The sequence below is a fragment of the Frigoribacterium sp. AC759 genome (assembly GCF_979256015.1).
The window spans coordinates 225,682-241,899 of the sequence record NZ_CEEDMT010000001.1; the positions used below are offsets into that span (position 1 = coordinate 225,682).

Annotated in this window: 11 protein-coding genes and 1 pseudogene; 6 read left to right on the forward strand and 6 right to left on the reverse strand. The window is 72.5% G+C overall.

Annotation, left to right across the window (positions count from 1 at the left end):
- Nucleotides 1–17 precede the first annotated feature (17 nt).
- Nucleotides 18–1,046 (reverse strand): endonuclease/exonuclease/phosphatase family protein, encoded by a 1,029-nt coding sequence (locus ACZ6JE_RS01055; protein WP_464317970.1) that lies wholly within the window; start codon nucleotides 1,044–1,046, stop codon nucleotides 18–20.
- Nucleotides 1,047–1,086: 40 nt separating this feature from the next.
- Between ACZ6JE_RS01055 and ACZ6JE_RS01060 the strand changes: the two genes are divergently transcribed.
- A complete protein-coding gene (locus ACZ6JE_RS01060) occupies nucleotides 1,087–1,941 on the forward strand; it encodes a PHP domain-containing protein (protein WP_192059781.1) in 855 nt (284 codons plus the stop codon).
- A gap of 314 nt (nucleotides 1,942–2,255) precedes the next feature.
- Here ACZ6JE_RS01060 and ACZ6JE_RS01065 read toward each other — a convergent pair whose 3' ends face one another.
- Complete coding sequence (locus ACZ6JE_RS01065) at nucleotides 2,256–3,692, reverse strand: DEAD/DEAH box helicase (RefSeq protein WP_243214470.1); 1,437 nt, start codon at nucleotides 3,690–3,692, stop codon at nucleotides 2,256–2,258.
- Nucleotides 3,693–3,810: 118 nt separating this feature from the next.
- Between ACZ6JE_RS01065 and ACZ6JE_RS01070 the strand changes: the two genes are divergently transcribed.
- Complete coding sequence (locus ACZ6JE_RS01070; protein ID WP_243214474.1) at nucleotides 3,811–4,497, forward strand: ferritin-like fold-containing protein; 687 nt, start codon at nucleotides 3,811–3,813, stop codon at nucleotides 4,495–4,497.
- Nucleotides 4,498–4,553: 56 nt separating this feature from the next.
- Here the strand turns inward: ACZ6JE_RS01070 and ACZ6JE_RS01075 are convergent, their stop codons facing one another.
- Both ACZ6JE_RS01075 and ACZ6JE_RS01080 read right to left on the reverse strand, forming a co-directional pair.
- The gene (locus ACZ6JE_RS01075; protein WP_243214477.1) at nucleotides 4,554–4,841 is read right to left on the reverse strand and encodes a hypothetical protein; all 288 of its coding nucleotides are present in this window, start codon (nucleotides 4,839–4,841) and stop codon (nucleotides 4,554–4,556) included.
- Nucleotides 4,842–4,843: 2 nt separating this feature from the next.
- A complete protein-coding gene (locus ACZ6JE_RS01080) occupies nucleotides 4,844–5,068 on the reverse strand; it encodes a DUF3107 domain-containing protein (protein WP_192059787.1) in 225 nt (74 codons plus the stop codon).
- Between the two features lie 99 nt (nucleotides 5,069–5,167).
- Between ACZ6JE_RS01080 and ACZ6JE_RS01085 the strand changes: the two genes are divergently transcribed.
- Together ACZ6JE_RS01085 and ACZ6JE_RS01090 are read left to right on the forward strand one after the other, a co-directional pair.
- Nucleotides 5,168–8,317 (forward strand): ATP-dependent helicase, encoded by a 3,150-nt coding sequence (locus tag ACZ6JE_RS01085; RefSeq protein ID WP_464317971.1) that lies wholly within the window; start codon nucleotides 5,168–5,170, stop codon nucleotides 8,315–8,317.
- The gene (locus ACZ6JE_RS01090) at nucleotides 8,314–11,673 is read left to right on the forward strand and encodes a UvrD-helicase domain-containing protein (protein ID WP_464317972.1); all 3,360 of its coding nucleotides are present in this window, start codon (nucleotides 8,314–8,316) and stop codon (nucleotides 11,671–11,673) included. Before ACZ6JE_RS01085 ends, ACZ6JE_RS01090 begins: the two co-directional genes overlap by 4 nt.
- Here the strand turns inward: ACZ6JE_RS01090 and ACZ6JE_RS01095 are convergent.
- Nucleotides 11,664–12,659 (reverse strand): phosphotransferase, encoded by a 996-nt coding sequence (locus ACZ6JE_RS01095; RefSeq protein WP_243214485.1) that lies wholly within the window; start codon nucleotides 12,657–12,659, stop codon nucleotides 11,664–11,666. The two genes, ACZ6JE_RS01090 and ACZ6JE_RS01095, sit on opposite strands and share 10 nt — an antisense overlap.
- A gap of 74 nt (nucleotides 12,660–12,733) precedes the next feature.
- Here ACZ6JE_RS01095 and nudC point away from each other — a divergent pair, with 74 nt between their 5' ends.
- Together nudC and ACZ6JE_RS01105 are read left to right on the forward strand one after the other, a co-directional pair.
- Complete coding sequence (nudC, locus tag ACZ6JE_RS01100) at nucleotides 12,734–13,666, forward strand: NAD(+) diphosphatase (RefSeq protein ID WP_464317973.1); 933 nt, start codon at nucleotides 12,734–12,736, stop codon at nucleotides 13,664–13,666.
- A complete protein-coding gene (locus ACZ6JE_RS01105) occupies nucleotides 13,663–15,375 on the forward strand; it encodes an ATP-dependent helicase (RefSeq protein WP_243214490.1) in 1,713 nt (570 codons plus the stop codon). The genes nudC and ACZ6JE_RS01105 overlap by 4 nt, the downstream gene beginning before the upstream one ends.
- On the opposite strand, the pseudogene ACZ6JE_RS01110 reads toward ACZ6JE_RS01105, so the two are convergent.
- Nucleotides 15,305–16,153, reverse strand: a pseudogene (locus tag ACZ6JE_RS01110) (TOMM precursor leader peptide-binding protein); the annotation flags it as partial. The gene ACZ6JE_RS01105 and the pseudogene ACZ6JE_RS01110 sit on opposite strands and share 71 nt — an antisense overlap.
- Nucleotides 16,154–16,218 lie beyond the last annotated feature (65 nt).

A 16,218-nucleotide genomic window follows, 5' to 3' on the forward strand; every position in this document is an offset into this window, starting at 1 on the left:
GACGTCCCGCCGGGTGCTCAGGCCCCGGTGCGGCTGAGCTGCGCGACGACCGGGCGGTGGTCGCTGCCGGCCTCATCGAGGTCGGTCACCACCCGGAACCCGGTGGCGAGCCAGTGTCGGGTGGCCATCACGTGGTCGATCGGGGTGCCGAGCAGCGGGCTGAGATCGGTAGGCCAGGTGCCGACGCCACCGTTCGCCGTGCCCACCGCAGCGTCGCGGCACGTGCCGAGCGCGCCTCCTTCACGGCCCAGCCCGCTCATGTGGTCGACGGTCGCGTTGAAGTCGCCGGCCATGATCACGTTGCCCGAGGCGCACGCGTCGGCGAGCACGTCGAGCCCGTCGCGCCACGTGTCCATCGTGTCGCGGAGCGGGGCGACGGGGTGGGCCGCGACGATGACGGGCGAGGCCTCGTCGACCGGGGTCGCGACGATGCTGGGCATGCCGGGCGTCGTGGTGATCGACGTGCCGTCGTCGGCCGTGGCGACGGTGTACTCGCCCAGGGCGGTCGCCACGAGCAGAGACGTCGGCTTCGCGGTCGCCACGTCGTCGTAGCTGGAGGTGAAGCCGGCCATCGGGAGACCCGCCGCGTTCATGGCGTCGGCGACGGCCTTCGCGGTCTCGGCGTCGGTCTCGGGCAGGGCGACCACGTCGGCGCCGACCTCGACGGCCAGAGCGGCGATCGCCTCGGCGCCGGGCGCACCGCCGAGGGTGTTCCACGACAGGACGGTCACGTCGGATTCGAGCGCGTCGGTGAAGTCGTCGCGACCGATGCCGCGCGAGGCGAGCACACCGGTCGAGACGGCGCCGGCGACGAGCGCGAGCACCGCGATGGAGGCGGTCACCGAGCGGATGCGACGGGCGAAGAGCCCGACCACGAGCAGGACGACGGCCGCGACGAGGGCGACGCCCGCCGCCACGATGCGGAACGACACGACCTGCGTCGCCGGCCAGCTCCTCTGCAGGTCGAGGGCCTGAGGCCAGATGGCGAGCAGCAGCGCTGCAGCGGCGGCGAGCACGAGGACGAGGGCGACGAGACGACGGATCATGGCCCGACCGAGCATAGGCGACGACGCCTACGATGAGGGGATGCCGTCACGACCGATCGACCTGCACACGCACAGCAGCGTCTCCGACGGGACGGAGACCCCCGCAGAGCTCGTGCGGGCTGCATCGGCGGCGGGGCTCGGCACCATCGCCCTCACCGACCACGACTCGACGGCCGGCTGGGCCGAGGCGACTCGGGCGGTCGCCGGCACGGGCGTCACGCTCGTCCCCGGCATGGAGCTGAGCACGCGCTTCGGGCTGAACAGCGTGCACATGCTGGGCTACCTCTTCGACCCGACCGACCCGGCCCTCGTCGCCGAGACCGCTCGACTGCGCGACAGCCGCCTGCACCGGGCCGAGCGGATCGTCGAGAGGATCTCGGCCGACTACGACATCAGCTGGCAGGACGTCCTCGACCAGTCGACGAACGGTGCCACGCTCGGCCGTCCGCACATCGCCGACGCCCTCGTCGCCCGGGGCTTCGCCCCCGACCGCAGCGCCGCGTTCGCCGGCATCCTGCACTGGCGCTCCGGCTACTACGAGCCGCACGAGGCCCCCAGCCCGCTCGTCGGGGTGCGGTTGATCCGCGATGCGGGCGGCGTCCCCGTGATCGCGCACCCGGCGACGCACGGTCGCGAGCCCAACGTCTCGGAGAAGGGCTTCGCGGCGCTCGTCGACGCCGGTCTGATGGGCGTCGAGATCGACCATCGCGAGAACACCCCCGCCGGCGCCGCTCGTCTCCGCGAGCTGGCCGCGCAGCACGACCTGATCGTCACCGGCTCGAGCGACTACCACGGCGAGGGCAAGCCGAACCGCTTGGGCGAGAACAGCACCGACCCCCGGCAGTTCGAACGGATCGTCGCGGCGGCCACGGGCTGGACGCCGATCGTCGGCTGAGGAGGCGCGGGTCGGGTCTGGTCTGGTGACGTGCCGAACCCGACCGGGCTGCGGGAGTCCGGTGTGCCGGACCCGAGCGGGCTGCGGGAGCTGGGCGTGCCGGACCCGACCGGGCTGCGGGAGCTGGGCGTGCCGAACCCGACCGATCGCCCGCGACACGCCGTTCGCCGGGTCGCTGAAAGGGCCCGCGGCCTTCTGGTCGCGATTTGCACAGCGGTGGGGCTGGTGGGTGGGGTCGAGGGGCGTCACGTGAGACGACCCCCTGGCCCTGGTGGGCGAGGGGGTCGTGTCGGGTGCGGCGTCGGCCGTGGGGCTCAGCCCTGGGCGGGTGCGTCGCCGCTGGGACGACGGCGGCGACTGCGACGGCGGGGCTCGCCGCCCTCGCCGGAGTTCTCGGACGAGGCGGATCCGACCGACGCGCTCGTGGGCGGAGTGGTGGCCCCGCGACCCGAGCCCTGACGCCCCGACGAGCGACCGGCATCGTCGTCACGACCACGCGAACGGCCTCGCGACCCGGGGTTGCGTTCGCGGGGGGCGGAGGCCCCGCCCTCGACGGCGGCCTTGGGTGCGCTGCGCAGGCGGCCCTTGGTGCCGGCGGGGATGTCGAGGTCGGTGAACAGGTGGGGGCTCGACGAGTAGGTCTCGACGGGCTCGGGCTGCCCCATGTCGAGTGCGCGGTTGATGAGCGCCCACTTGTGCAGGTCGTCCCAGTCGACGAACGTGACGGCGATGCCCGTCTTGCCGGCGCGGCCGGTGCGACCGGCGCGGTGCAGGTAGGTGTCGTGGTCGTCGGGCACGGTGTGGTTGATCACATGCGTGACGTCGTTGACGTCGATGCCGCGGGCCGCGACGTCGGTCGCGATGAGGATGTCCTTCTTGCCCGCCTTGAAGGCGGCCATGGCCCGCTCGCGCTGCTCCTGGTTCAGGTCGCCGTGCACGGCGGCGGCGTTGAAGCCGCGGTCGTTGAGCTCTTCGACGAGCTTGGCGGCCGCACGCTTGGTGCGGGTGAAGACGACGGTCTTGCCGCGGCCCTCGGACTGCAGGATGCGCGCGATGACCTCGTCCTTGTCGAGCGAGTGCGCGCGGTAGACGACGTGCTTGATGTTCGCCTGCGTCAGGCCCTCGTCGGGGTCCGTCGCGCGGATGTGGATCGGGCGGTTCATGAACCGGCGGGCCAGCGCCACGATCGGGCCGGGCATGGTGGCCGAGAACAGCATCGTGTGCCGCGTCTCGGGGACCTGCTGGAAGATCTTCTCGATGTCGCTCAGGAACCCGAGGTCGAGCATCTTGTCGGCCTCGTCGAGGACGACCTCCTGGACGCCCTTGAGATCGAGGAGGCGCTGGCCGGCCAGGTCGAGGAGGCGCCCGGGGGTGCCGACCACGATCTGCGCCCCGGCCTTCAGCTGCTCGACCTGGCCCTCGTAGGCCTTGCCGCCGTAGATGCTGACGACCTTCGTCGAGCGGTTCGAGGTGGCGACCTCGAGGTCTTCGGCGACCTGGACGCACAGCTCGCGGGTGGGGACGACGACGAGCACCTTGACGCCGGGGGTGGGGTCGAGTCCGATGCGCTGGGCGATCGGGAGGCCGAAGCCGAGGGTCTTGCCGGTGCCGGTCTTGGCCTGGCCGATGATGTCCTGGCCGGCGAGTGCGAGCGGGATCGTCTGGGTCTGGATGGGGAACGGTTCGACGATCCCCTTCGCGGCCAGTGCGTCGACCATGTCCTGGTCGATCGAGAGGTCTGTGAAAGTCACTGTTGTTGCCCTGTCTCATATAGGCGGATGCAGCGAGTTTAGCCCGTCGCTCCGAGCGGGCCTCCGGACCCCGTAAGCTGTCGGCGTGGTGTCATGGATGGGCCGAGGGTCGAAGCGCGTGGTTCCCACGCTGCAGTGGCCCCGACCCTCTGCGAAGCAGCTCCCCGTCAACCGGGTCGAGCTCGGCGCTTTCACCCCCGATCTCGAGGTCTACCTCGGGCAGGCCGCCTACCTGCAGCTCGCGCTCTCCGAGGCCCTCGGCCGTGCCGCCGGCTCGGCACCGTCGGTCGGCGCTCAGGCCGTCACCGCCCGCGTCGCCGGGGCGACGCTCGACCGACACCGCGGTCTCGTCGCCGAGATCGAGCGCATCGGCAGCGACCCCGCCGGCTCGATGGAGCCCCACGTCGCGGCCATCGACGAGTTCCGCCGTCGCACGACGGGGTCGACGTGGTTCGAGACCATGCTGGCGCACTACGTCTGCGCCGGTCTGCTCGACGACGTGTTCGTCCGTCTCGCAGCGGGTCTCTCGAACGATCAGCGGGATCGCATCGTCGCCGTGCTCGAGGCCGGCGACGACGCGGAGACCGTGGCGGACGTCCTGTCGGCGTCGATCGAGACCGACCCGCGACTGGCATCCCGTCTGGCGCTCTGGGGTCGTCGTCTGGTCGGCGACACCCTGCTCGTGGCTCGGGCCGCGATCTCGGCGTCGCACGAATCAGCGGACGACGAGCGTCTCGAACCCGTCTTCACGGAGCTCATCGCAGCTCACACGCGCCGGATGGACGCCCTGGGCCTGACGGCCTGACGGCCTGTTCGGCTGACGGCCCGCTGACATCCTCGGGCCGCCGTGCGTCGGCGGGGTCAGCCGACGAGGCGCGCCACGAGAGCGTCGTCGTGCGCCCGCCGCGAGCGGGTGGTCACCCGGCAGACGACCGCCGAGACCACGGCGGGGGCCACGAGCGACACGACCCAGATCCATCCGCCGTCGGCGGGCCAGCCGAGCCAGGTCAGGCCCTCCCAGACGACGGCCGCGACGGCGGCGCCCACGGCCGGAGCCAGTGCGACGCCGCGCGTGTCGCGCCCGGGGAGGACGAAGTGCGCGAGGAGGCCGACGATGACCCCGCCGAGCACGACGAAGAGGAGCTCCATCGTCAGCCGACGAAGCCGACCCGGCGGCTCTCCTCCGAGCCGACCTCGACGTAGGCGAGCGACGCCGTCGGGACGAGGTAGGTCTTGCCCTTCGCGTCGGCGAGCGTCACGTACGACTTGCCGCCGTCGAGAGCGTCGGCGACGACCTTCTCGACCTCGGCCGCGCTCTGCGACGTCTCGAAGCTGATCTCACGGGGGCTGTTGGTGATGCCGATTCTGATGTCCACGACGTCACGATATCCGACGGCGTCGACCGTCGGCGGCGCGTTCACTGTCGGCGCAAGCGCTCGACCCGAGTGTCGGCGGCAGCCAGTAGCGTCGACGACATGGTGACCACCGGCTTCCGCCTCCCCGTCGAGCAGCGCCGCGCCTCCTCGCCGCTGCGCCTCGACGAGTCCCAGGCCCGCGTCGTCGGTCTGCCCGAGGGCGTATCCGCCGCTGTGATCGGGGCCCCCGGCACGGGCAAGACCACCACGCTGATCGAGACGCTCGTCGATCGGGTCGAGGGCCGCGGGCACGGTCCCCGGTCGGTGCTGGTGCTGACACCGGCGCGATCGACGGCCACGCGCCTCCGCGACGTCATCGCCGCCCGACTCGGCGTCCCGACACCGGGGCCGATGGCACGGACGATCTCGTCGCTGGCATTCGACGTGGTCGGCCACTCGGCGCTCCTCGCCGGCGCCGAGCCGCCCACCCTGCTCACCGGCGGCGATCAGGATTCCATCGTCCGCGAGCTGCTCGAAGGGCACGAGGCCGACGGCACCGGCCCGCGGTGGCCCGAGCACCTCGGCCCGCAGGTCCGGCGGCTGCGCGGCTTCCGCACCGAGCTCCGCGAGATGTTCATGCGCGCCACCGAGCAGGGCCTGTCGCCCGACGACCTCCGTACCCTGGCGTCTCGCCGCCCTCGGCCCGAGTGGGCGTCGGTGGCGGACCTGCTCGACGAGTACCACCGGGTGGTCGACGGTCTCTCCGGTCGGCATCTCGACTCCGCCGAGCTCGTCGCCTACGCGGTGGCCGCCCTCGACCGCGGCGAGACCGCGCCCGTGGTCGAGGGGCTCGAGCTGGTGCTCGTCGAAGACGCCCACGAGGCGACCGAGTCGACCGTCTCGCTCCTCCGGGCACTCGTCCGACGGGGCGTCGCCGTCATCGCGTTCGGCGACCCCGACCTGTCGACGAACGCCTTCCGTGGCGGCAGCCCCGACATCCTGGGTCGGCTCGGCCCACGGCTCGGCGTCGAGGTCGTCGAGACCATCTTCCTGTCGACGGCCCACCGGCACGACCCCGTGCTCCGCGACCTCGTGTCCCGGGTGACCGGGCGCATCGGCACGGCGGGTGCGGGGCGCCAGCACGCCGCAGTGGCGGGTTCCGAGAGAGCCGTCGGCGTCGGCGACCCCGCCGGTGACGTCCCGCCGATCGTGACCGTGCGGGCCGACAGCCCAGCCCACGAGATCTCGTCGGTCGCGCGTCTGCTGCGCGAGCACCACTTGGTGAGGGGCGTGCCCTGGTCGCGGATGATGGTGATCGTGCGGAGCGGTGGCCAGGTCGCCTCCGTCGCCCGGGGCCTGCAGGCAGCCGAGGTGCCGACCCGCACCTCCATCGCCGGTCGCGCCGTCCGCGACGAGCACGCCGCCCGCCACCTCATCGCGGCCGCGTCCGTCGCCGTGGGTCGAGACCGGCTCACCCCGGAGATCGCCACCGACCTCCTGACCGGGCCGTTGGCCGGGCTCGACGCGCTCGCGGTGCGCCGCCTCCGATTGGCGCTCCGTGCCGACGAGCTGTCCGCCGGCGGCACGCGCTCCGCCGATGCGCTGCTCGTCGAGGCTCTCGACGGGCCGGGGCGCTTCGTGACGATCGACTCTCGCTTCGCCGCGCGCGCCGGTCGCTTCGCCGCCAGCCTCGACGCGGCGCGGCGGGCCGCGGCAGGCGGCGCCAGCATCGAGGAGGTGTTCTGGGGCCTGTGGGAGCGCAGCGGCCTCGCGGCCCAGTGGTCGGCGCAGTCCGCGGGGCGCGGCATCGTGTCCGCCGAGGCCGACCGCCATCTCGACGGCGTCGTGGCGCTCTTCACAGCGGCCAAGCGGTTCGTCGAGCGGACCCCGGAGGCCGACGCGATCGGATTCCTCGACTCGCTGCTCGACGCGGAGGTCCCTGACGACACCCTGTCGCCCCAGACCTCCGTCGAGTCCGTGCTGGTCTGCTCTCCGTCGGGCGCCGTCGGTCTCGAGGTCGACGTCGTCGTGGCCGCCCGCCTGCAAGACGGGGTGTGGCCCAACCTCCGACTCCGCGGGGCACTGCTCGGGCCCGACGATCTCGTCGACGCGTCGCGCGGCGAGTCGGCGCCGACGTCGGCCGTCGACGATCGGGCGGCGGTCCTCTCCGACGAACTCCGCATGTTCGCGCTCACCGTGTCCCGGGCGACCCGTCAGGTCGTGCTCTCGAGCACCGAGAACGATGACGAGGGGCCATCGGTCTTCCATCGGCTGCTGCCCGACGGCACCCCCACGGCACCCGCCGGGCATCCGCTGTCGCTCCGGGGGCTCGTCGGGCATCTGCGGCACGCCCTCGTCGACTCGCCCAGGGGCGCCCGGGCCGAGGCCGCCGCCGTTGGTCTCGCCCGACTGGCGGAGGCGGAGGTGGCCGGTGCCGACCCGGCCCAGTGGTACGGACTGGCGGCCGCGACCACCACGGCCCCGCTCGCCGATCTCGACGACCCCGAGGTACGCGTCCCCGTATCGCCGTCGCAGCTCGGCGCCTTCGAGGAGTGCCCTCTGCATTGGTTCGTCGACCGCTTCGGAGGGTCGGCCCCGAACTCCGCCATGGGTCTCGGCACGGTGCTGCACGACGTCATGGAGCACGCCGTCGACAGCGACGTCGAATCGCTCTGGGCGGCGGTCGAGGCCCGCTGGAGCGAGCTGCAGTTCGAGGCGCCATGGATCGACGAGGCCGAGAAGAGACGTGCGCGCACGATGACCGAGAGTCTCGCGTCGTACCTCCGCGACTTCGAGGCGAGCGGCGCCGAGCTGATCGGCGCGGAGTCGACCTTCGAGCTCGACATCGGGGCGGCGAGACTCCGGGGTGCGATCGACCGCGTCGAGCGGACCCGCGACGGGGCCGCGGTCATCGTCGACCTCAAGACCGGTCGATCGGCCCCCACCTCGGCTGCCGCGGTGGCCGAGCACCCGCAGCTGGGCAGTTACCAGGTGGCACTGGCCGACGGGGCGATCGAGGCGGTCCCGGACGGCACACCGCCCGGCGGTGCGAAGCTCGTCATCGTGTCGTCCGGCGTCCGCGGCAAGCTCTATCGCGAGCCGTCGCAGGCCCCCTTCGACGACGAGACCCTCCAGCTGTTCCGCGATCGGGTGCGCACGGCCGCAGAGCAGATGGTGGGGCCGGTCTTCCTGGCGCGACTCGACGACCACTGCACCGGGCGCCACGGCGGCTCGTGCACCATCCACGTCGTCGGAGAGGTCAGCGGATGAGCCTGCCGACCAGCGCCTCCTCGGCTGCGGCGCCGATGTCCGCCCTCGAACTGGCGCACGTGCTCGAACTGCCCCCGCCGACGCCCGAGCAGCAGGCCGTCATCGAGGCGCCGCTGACGCCCGCGCTGGTCGTCGCGGGAGCCGGCAGCGGCAAGACCGAGACCATGGCCAACCGGGTCGTCTGGCTGCTGGCGAACGGGCACGTCCGCGTGTCCGAGGTGCTCGGGCTCACCTTCACCCGGAAGGCCGCCGGCGAGCTGGGCGAGCGGATCGAGCGGCGGATCTCGCAGCTCGACGCGGCCGGGCTCCTCGGCGATGCTCTCGATCCGTTCGACCTGCCCACGGTCTCGACCTACAACGCCTTCGCGAACGGGATCTTCCGCGACAACGCCCTCCGCGTCGGCCGGGAGAGCGAGTCGCAGGTGCTCGGCGACGCCTCGGCCTGGCAGCTCGCCAGATCACTCGTCGTCGCGAGCAGAGACGACCGGCTGGCGGGTCTCGGTCGCAGCGTCGACTCCCTCACGGAGGCCGTGCTGCGACTCAGTCACGCGCTCAGCGAGAACGTCACGTCGGCGGAGCCGGTCGCCGCCCTCGCCGAGCGGTTCCTCGACCTCGCCGGTCTGCCCTCGACGAAGGGCAGCGCCTACAAGTCCGTCACCGATGCCGTCGGGGCCGTGTCGGCGCTCCCGCCCCTGCTCGAGCTCGCCGACGCCTTCGCCGACGAGAAGGCCCGACGGGGATTCGTCGAGTACTCCGACCAGGTGGCCCTCGCTCTCGAGGTCTGCGAGACGGCGCCCGATGTCGTCTCGGAGCTGCGCGACCGGTTCCGGGTCGTGCTGCTCGACGAGTATCAAGACACCAGCGTCGTGCAGACGCGCCTGCTCTCGAGGCTCTTCCGGGGCACGGGGGTGATGGCGGTCGGCGACCCGCATCAGTCGATCTACGGGTTCCGGGGGGCGAGCGCCGCGAACCTCGGGCGGTTCCCCGTCGACTTCGACGCGGCCGAGGGCACCCGCTACAGCCTGTCGACGAGCTGGCGGAACGCCTCGACCGTCCTCGACGCGGCCAACCGGGTGGTGGCCGACCTGGCGACCTCCGGCGACGACCTCGTGGGGACGTTGCGGCCCCGTCCGTCGGCCCCGCGCGGTGCGGTCGAGGTCGCCTACGAGCAGACCCTGCCCGAGGAGGCCGCCCGGGTCGCCGAGTGGTTCGCCGGCCGGCTCGCGATCCCGACCGTGGTCGACGGGCGACCGGCACGACGCACCGCCGCATTGCTGTTCCGGTCGAAGAAGACGATGCCGGTCTTCGTCGAGGCGCTGGCCGCCCGGGGCGTGCCGTACCACGTGCTGGGAGTCGGCGGTCTGCTGCAGCGGCCCGAGGTCGTCGACCTCGTGGCGTGCCTGCGGGTTCTGCACGACCCTGCGGCGGGGTCCGAGCTCATCCGCCTGATGGCGGGTGCCCGATGGCGGGTGGGCGTCCACGACATCGCCGCGCTCCGGGGGGTGTCGTCGTGGCTCTTCTCGCACGACCACGCCCAGCAGGCGCTCTCCGACGAGGTCACCGCCGGGTTCCGTGCGTCGGTCGCGGTCGGCGAGCACGGCTCCATCGTCGACGCCCTCGACTTCGTCGCGACCGCGCCTCTCGCGCACCGGCAGCTCGAGGCGTTCAGCCCCGCGGGTCTCGACAGGCTGCGCCGTCTCGGCGCCCAGCTGGCGTTCCTCCGCGGTCGGACGGGTCTCGATCTCGTCGACCTCGTCACGGTCGTGCAGCAGGAGATGCTCCTCGACGTCGAGGTGGCAGCGGCCACGGGTGCAGGGTCGGGCGGTGCCTGGCTGCAGGCGTTCGACGACGAGCTCTCGGGCTACGTCGCCACCGACGACGGCGCCTCGCTCGGTGGCTTCCTCGCCTGGCTGACGGCGGCAGAGCGCCGCGACGACATGGGCCCGCGAACGGAGGCGGGCGAACGCGGCACCGTGCAGCTTCTGACCGTGCACGGTTCCAAGGGCCTCGAATGGGACGTCGTCGGAGTGCCGCGCCTCGTCGAGGGCGAGTTCCCCGGCACGTCGCGTGCGGGCGTGGGCTGGCTCGGCTTCGGAGAGCTGCCGTACGAGTTCCGCGGCGACGCGGCCGAACTCCCCGAGCTCGGGTGGCGCGGGGTCGACGACCAGAAGGACTTCGACCGCCGGCTGAGCGAGTTCAAGACCGAACTCGTCGCGCGTCACGAGGGCGAAGAGCGCCGACTGGCCTACGTCGCGTTCACCCGGGCCAAAGACGAGCTCCTCCTGAGCGGCTCGTTCTGGTCGTCGACCGTCAAACCCCGGAAGCCGAGTCGGTACCTGACCGACCTCGCGGCCGCGGGTCTCGTCGATTCCGAGAGTGTTCCCGAGGCGCCGGAGGACGACGAGAATCCATTGGCCGAGGCCACCCGCGAGCTGCCCTGGCCGGGGGATCCCCTGGGGGCGCGCCGCGCAGCGGTCGAAGAGGCCGCCGGTCGGGTCGGTCGGCTCATCGCGGCACGACGGGCTCATGCCGAGACGGTCGAGACGGTCGAGACGGTCGAGACGGTCGAGACGGTCGAACCGACAGATCGGCGGGCGGGCGAGCAGCAGACCGATGCGGACCGCGCGCCCCTCCTCTGGGCCGCCGACATCGACCTCCTCCTGCTCGAGCGCGACGCCGCACGAGCGGGGGCGGGTCTGCTCGATCTGCCGCAGCGGATCCCGGCGTCCCGCTTCAAGGACTACGTTGACGACCCGGCCTCGGTGGCAGCAGCGCTGCGGCGGCCCCTGCCCGAGCGCCCCTACCGGGCCACGCGTCTCGGCACCCTGTTCCACGAGTGGGTCGAGTCCCGGTACCGGCCCACGGGGCGGGTCGAGGTGCTCGACGCATTCGCCGTCGAGACCGACCTGGACGACGAGCAGGTCGGCGGGACGCGGGGTGTGGTCGACCCGGACGACGCGCGTCGGCTGGCCGAACTGCAGGCGACCTTCGAGCGCTCCGACTGGGCGGCCCTCGAGCCCGTCGACGTCGAGCTCGAGGTGCACCTGCCGCTCGCCGGCCGCACGGTCATCTGCAAGATCGACGCCGTCTTCGCGCGCGGCGACCGCTTCGAGGTCGTCGACTGGAAGACCGGGCGTTCACCGGTCGACGCCGACGACCTCGAGCTCAAGCAGCTGCAGCTGGCCCTCTACCGCGAGGCCTACGCCGCGTACCGGGGCATCCCCACCGAGCAGATCGACGCGGCGTTCTACTTCGTGGCCGACGACCGGGTCCTCCGGCCGGAGCACATCGCCGACCGGGCCGAGCTGCTCGACCTCTGGGGTCGCGTCGAGAGAGGAGTCAGCCCTCAGCCGTGACGCCGTTCCGTGGTCGACAGCAGCTTCTCGACGCCGTCGATGTCGAGGGCTGCCGTCTGACCGGCGCCGATCGCGCCGCTCCGGTCGAGTTGCAGCGAGTCGACCAGGCCGCCCATCAGCTCGACGGCGTCGTCGACCACCTCGGTGCTCTTCGTGCTCGTGCCGTGCAGCAGCCACTTCGCGAGTTCGAGCTCGTGATAGAGGGTCGCCCGGTGGCGCAGCTGGTGGTCGCTCGAGCCGCGCTCGGCGTTGTAGGCGTCGAACGCCTCGTCCACCGACGACGGCGTGCCGAGCAACCAGGCGAGATCGCGTGCGGGGTCGCCGACGTGCAGCTCGTGCCAGCCGAGGACGCCGGTGACGTCGCCGCCCGAGACCAGGATCGACCCGGCGTCGAGTGCGCCGTTGACGACCGTGGGCTGGAACTGCCAGAGCAGGTGATCCTGGATCGCCGCCTCCCACCGTTCGAGCAGGGCGGCCGGCAGGAGGCGCGTCGAGGCCGCCCGGTCGACCAGCGACGCCGTCGACCGCATCGCCTCGAACGGCGTGTGGCTGGTCAGACCCGCGTCCGTGACGAAGCTGGTCGGCAGGGAGTGGATGGCCGCGATGCCCCGGCCGACGACCGCGGGCAGACCCGAATCGGGGGTGACCCGGGAGGCGGGGACGTGCTCGCCGGCGATGAAGTCGTAGACGATGCCCCGGGTGCGACCGAGGGGCGCCTGACCGCGGTACTGGGGGACGGCGAAAGGCAGACGACCGCGGACGCCGGCGCTCAGGGCGCGAAGGGAGACGAGGTCGGCCGACTGGCGGGCCTCGGCCCGCTGCGAGCGGGGCACGCGGATGATCCAGTGCTCGCCCAGGCGCCCGTTCAGCAGCGCCGAGTCGTAGTCGCCGCCGGTCGGGGAGCCGTACGGGGCGGCCGCGGAGACGTCCAGGTCGGCGACTGCCGCCGTGGCCAACGCGGCTAGAGTGAGATGAGATCTGGCCATGCCCTCAGGGTAGGCCGCCCGGTGTGGTGCCCCGTCGTTCGCCACGCTGTCAAACCGTGATGATTGGTCGTTCGATGTCCTCGCCTCTGACGGACCGTCTCCCGCTCGCCCGGCACCAGGTCGATCGCGACTACCTGACGCGTGATCGCGCCGGCGCCGTGTCCGACCTCCTGGCTTCGGAAGACACCCGCGTCCTGCCCCTCTGGCGCGGGCGCACGCTGATGGCCTCCGAAGACCGCCTCGCTCTGCTCCCGGCCGGTGACGTCCCCACGGCCGACGACTACGTCTACCTCGGACTGTCGCAGGCGGCCGACGCGGCCGAACCCGTCGGCACCCCGCTCGTGGCGGCGCTGCTCGGCGACGACCAGGCGCGTGCGCTGGAGCCCGACGAGGCGTCCTGGGGCAGCCTCCGGGCCTTCGGCAGCGCGCTGAGCGCCCGCGACGCGGGTCTGGCGGTCGAGGCGGTCGCCGTGGCCAACTGGCACGACTCGCACCGCTTCTCGCCGCGCAGCGGTCGCGAGCTCGTCAGCGACAAGGCCGGGTGGGTCCGTCGCGACCCCGAGAACGGCCACGAGGTCTTCCCCCGGACGGACCCCGCGATCATCGTGGCCGTCACGGACGCCGACGACCGCCTCCTGCTCGGGTCGAACGCCCTCTGGGAGAACAACCGCTACTCGCTGCTCGCGGGCTTCGTCGAGCCCGGCGAGTCGCTCGAGCAGGCCGTGCAGCGCGAGATCTTCGAGGAGTCCGGCGTGAAGGTCGTCGACCCCGTGTACCTCGGATCGCAGCCCTGGCCGTTCCCGGCCAGTCTGATGCTGGGGTTCCGCGCCCGGGTCGACGTCGACGACCCCGGCGTCCTCGAACCCGACGGCGCGGAGATCCTCGAGCTGCGCTGGTTCAGTCGCGCCGAGCTCGCCGCGAGTCTCGGCGAGGTCATCCTGCCCGGCCGCACATCGATCGCCCGCGCCATCATCGAGGACTGGTTCGGCGGCGAGATCGACCAGTGACCGAGGCCGCCGAACTCATCGCCGGGCTCGACGAGCAGCAGCGGGAGGCGGCCCGTCGGCTGCTCGGTCCGGTCTGCCTGCTCGCGGGCGCCGGAACGGGCAAGACCCGTGCGATCACGCACCGGATCGCCTACGGCGTCGCGACCGGGGTCTACGCGCCGAACCGCGTCATGGCGCTGACCTTCACCTCGCGGGCCGCCGCCGAGCTCCGCGGTCGTCTCCGGGCGCTGGGCGCCGGGGGAGTGTCGGCGCGCACCTTCCACGCGTCGGCGCTGTCGCAGCTGTCGTACTTCTGGCCGCAGACGATGGGCGGTCAGATGCCGCGCCTGATCGACGGCAAGGGCAAGCTGATCGCGCACGCGGCCGAGCGGCTGGGGCTGAAGCTCGACACGGCGTCTCTCCGCGACATGGCGGGCGAGATCGAATGGCGCAAGGTCTCCCGTCTCACGCTCGAGTCGTACGCTCAGGCGCTGCCCCAGCGGTCGCTGCCGCAGAACGTGAGCCCCGAACGCGCACTCGACCTGCACGCGGCCTACGAGGACATCAAAGACGAACGGCGGCAGCTCGACTTCGAGGACGTCCTGCTCGCCACGGTCGGCATGCTCCAGCTCGAAGCGCGCGTCGCGCAGCAGGTCCGAGAGCAGTACCGGTTCTTCGTGGTCGACGAGTACCAGGACGTCTCGCCGCTGCAGCAGGAGCTCCTCGAGCTCTGGCTCGGCGACCGCAACGACCTGTGCGTGGTGGGCGACGCCAGTCAGACGATCTACTCGTTCGCGGGCGCGTCGGCCGACTACCTGCTCGGCTTCGGCTCGCGCTACGACGACGCCACCGTGGTCCGTCTCGAGCAGAACTACCGCTCGTCGCGTCAGATCGTCGACACCGCCAACCAGCTGATGCGAGGGCGACCCGGCGCGCTCCACCTGCATCCCGCCGTCGAGACCACCGGTCCCGTCCCTCCGGTCGTCGAGTACCCGAGCGACTCCGCCGAGGCCCGCGGCGTGGCGCAGACGATCGCCGACGAGATCCGTTCGGGTGTCGCTCCGGAGGAGATCGCGGTGCTGTACCGGGTCAACGTCCAGGCCGCGGCGATCGAGCGGGCACTCGCCGACGTCGGCGTCTCGACCCGGATCCACGGCGCGACGAGGTTCTTCGAGCTCCGCGAGGTCAAGGAGGCGCTGATGATGCTGAAGGGCGCCGCCGTCAGCATCGTGGGCGAGCCGCTCTTCAAGACCGTCAGCGACGTCCTCCGGTCGCTCGGTTGGACCCAGGAGGCCCCCGAGCAGCGCGGCGCCATCCGCGATCGGTGGGAGTCCTTGAACGCCCTGATGGGCCTGGCCGAGGCCTCGCCCGCCGACACGACCCTCCGCGCATTCGTCGACGAGCTCCTGGCGCGGCAGGCGGGCCAGCACGAGCCGACCATGCCCTCGGTCACCCTCGCGACCCTGCACTCCGCGAAGGGCCTCGAGTGGCGGAGCGTCTACCTCGTCGGTCTCAGCGAGGGGCTCGTGCCGATCAGCTACGCCCAGAACCCCGAGGCCGTCGACGAGGAGCGCCGCCTGCTCTACGTCGGGGTCACCCGCGCCCGCGAACGCCTCCGTCTGTCGTGGAGTCAGACCGGGCAGGGCCGAGGAGGCGCGCGTCAGCCGAGCAGGTTCCTGGAAGAACTGCGCATCCGCAGTCGGAATGCGGCCGAGTCGACATCGTCGTGATCCGACCCGTCTCGAGGTCGATGCGCAGGACGGCGCCGGCGGAGCCGGCATCGGCCCGGCGGCCGCCCACCACGAGCGGCTCCGAGTCGAGGAGTCGTCGCGCGGCCGCGGCCGCCGCCTCCCGGAGGACGAGTGGTCTGGGTCGAGCCACGGGTCGTGTGCTGAGCTGACCCGCTATCGCGGGCCAGGCCGAATCGGCGTCGCCGGCCGTGAGGTGGAGGCATCGAGCGCAGGCGGTCAGCCCCGGCACGACGAGAGGGCCGATGCGCACGGAGCGGTCGCCCGTCCGGACGAGGAGATGGGGGAGATCGCCCCGCATCCAGTCCGACGCCGTCACGGGGTCGGGGGCCGGGCCGCCCACCAGCACGCCGACGGCGGGTGGGCTCCGAGGGTCGAGTCGCACCGCACCGACGGTGTGGACCGCGGTGTGCACCGGCAGGCCCTCCGACTGCAGCAGCCTCCCGATGTCGTCGGCCAAGGGTCCGCTGCCGGCGAGGAGCACGGCGAAGGCGGGCGGAGCCTGCGTCGGTCGGCGGTCGAGGGCGGGCTCGAGCCGTGCCACGAGGCGTGCGGCGTCGAGTCGGTCGCCCCCGGTCTGGGCCAGGATCGCGTCGACGCCGCCGTCACCCAGTCCGTGCGCCACAGCCCAGACGAAGGTCTCGTCGAACGCCGTCACGTCATGGAGGACGACGTACGCGCGTTCCACGCCGATCTGCAGAGTCGAGGGGTCCCGCCAGACGACGGCGGTGTGCGGGGGGAAGCGGAGAGGGCGGGACATCCGACGATCATGGTCGCCGACACGGTGGTCGACGCGGTTGTCCACAGGCGCCCCGGCCCCTCGTC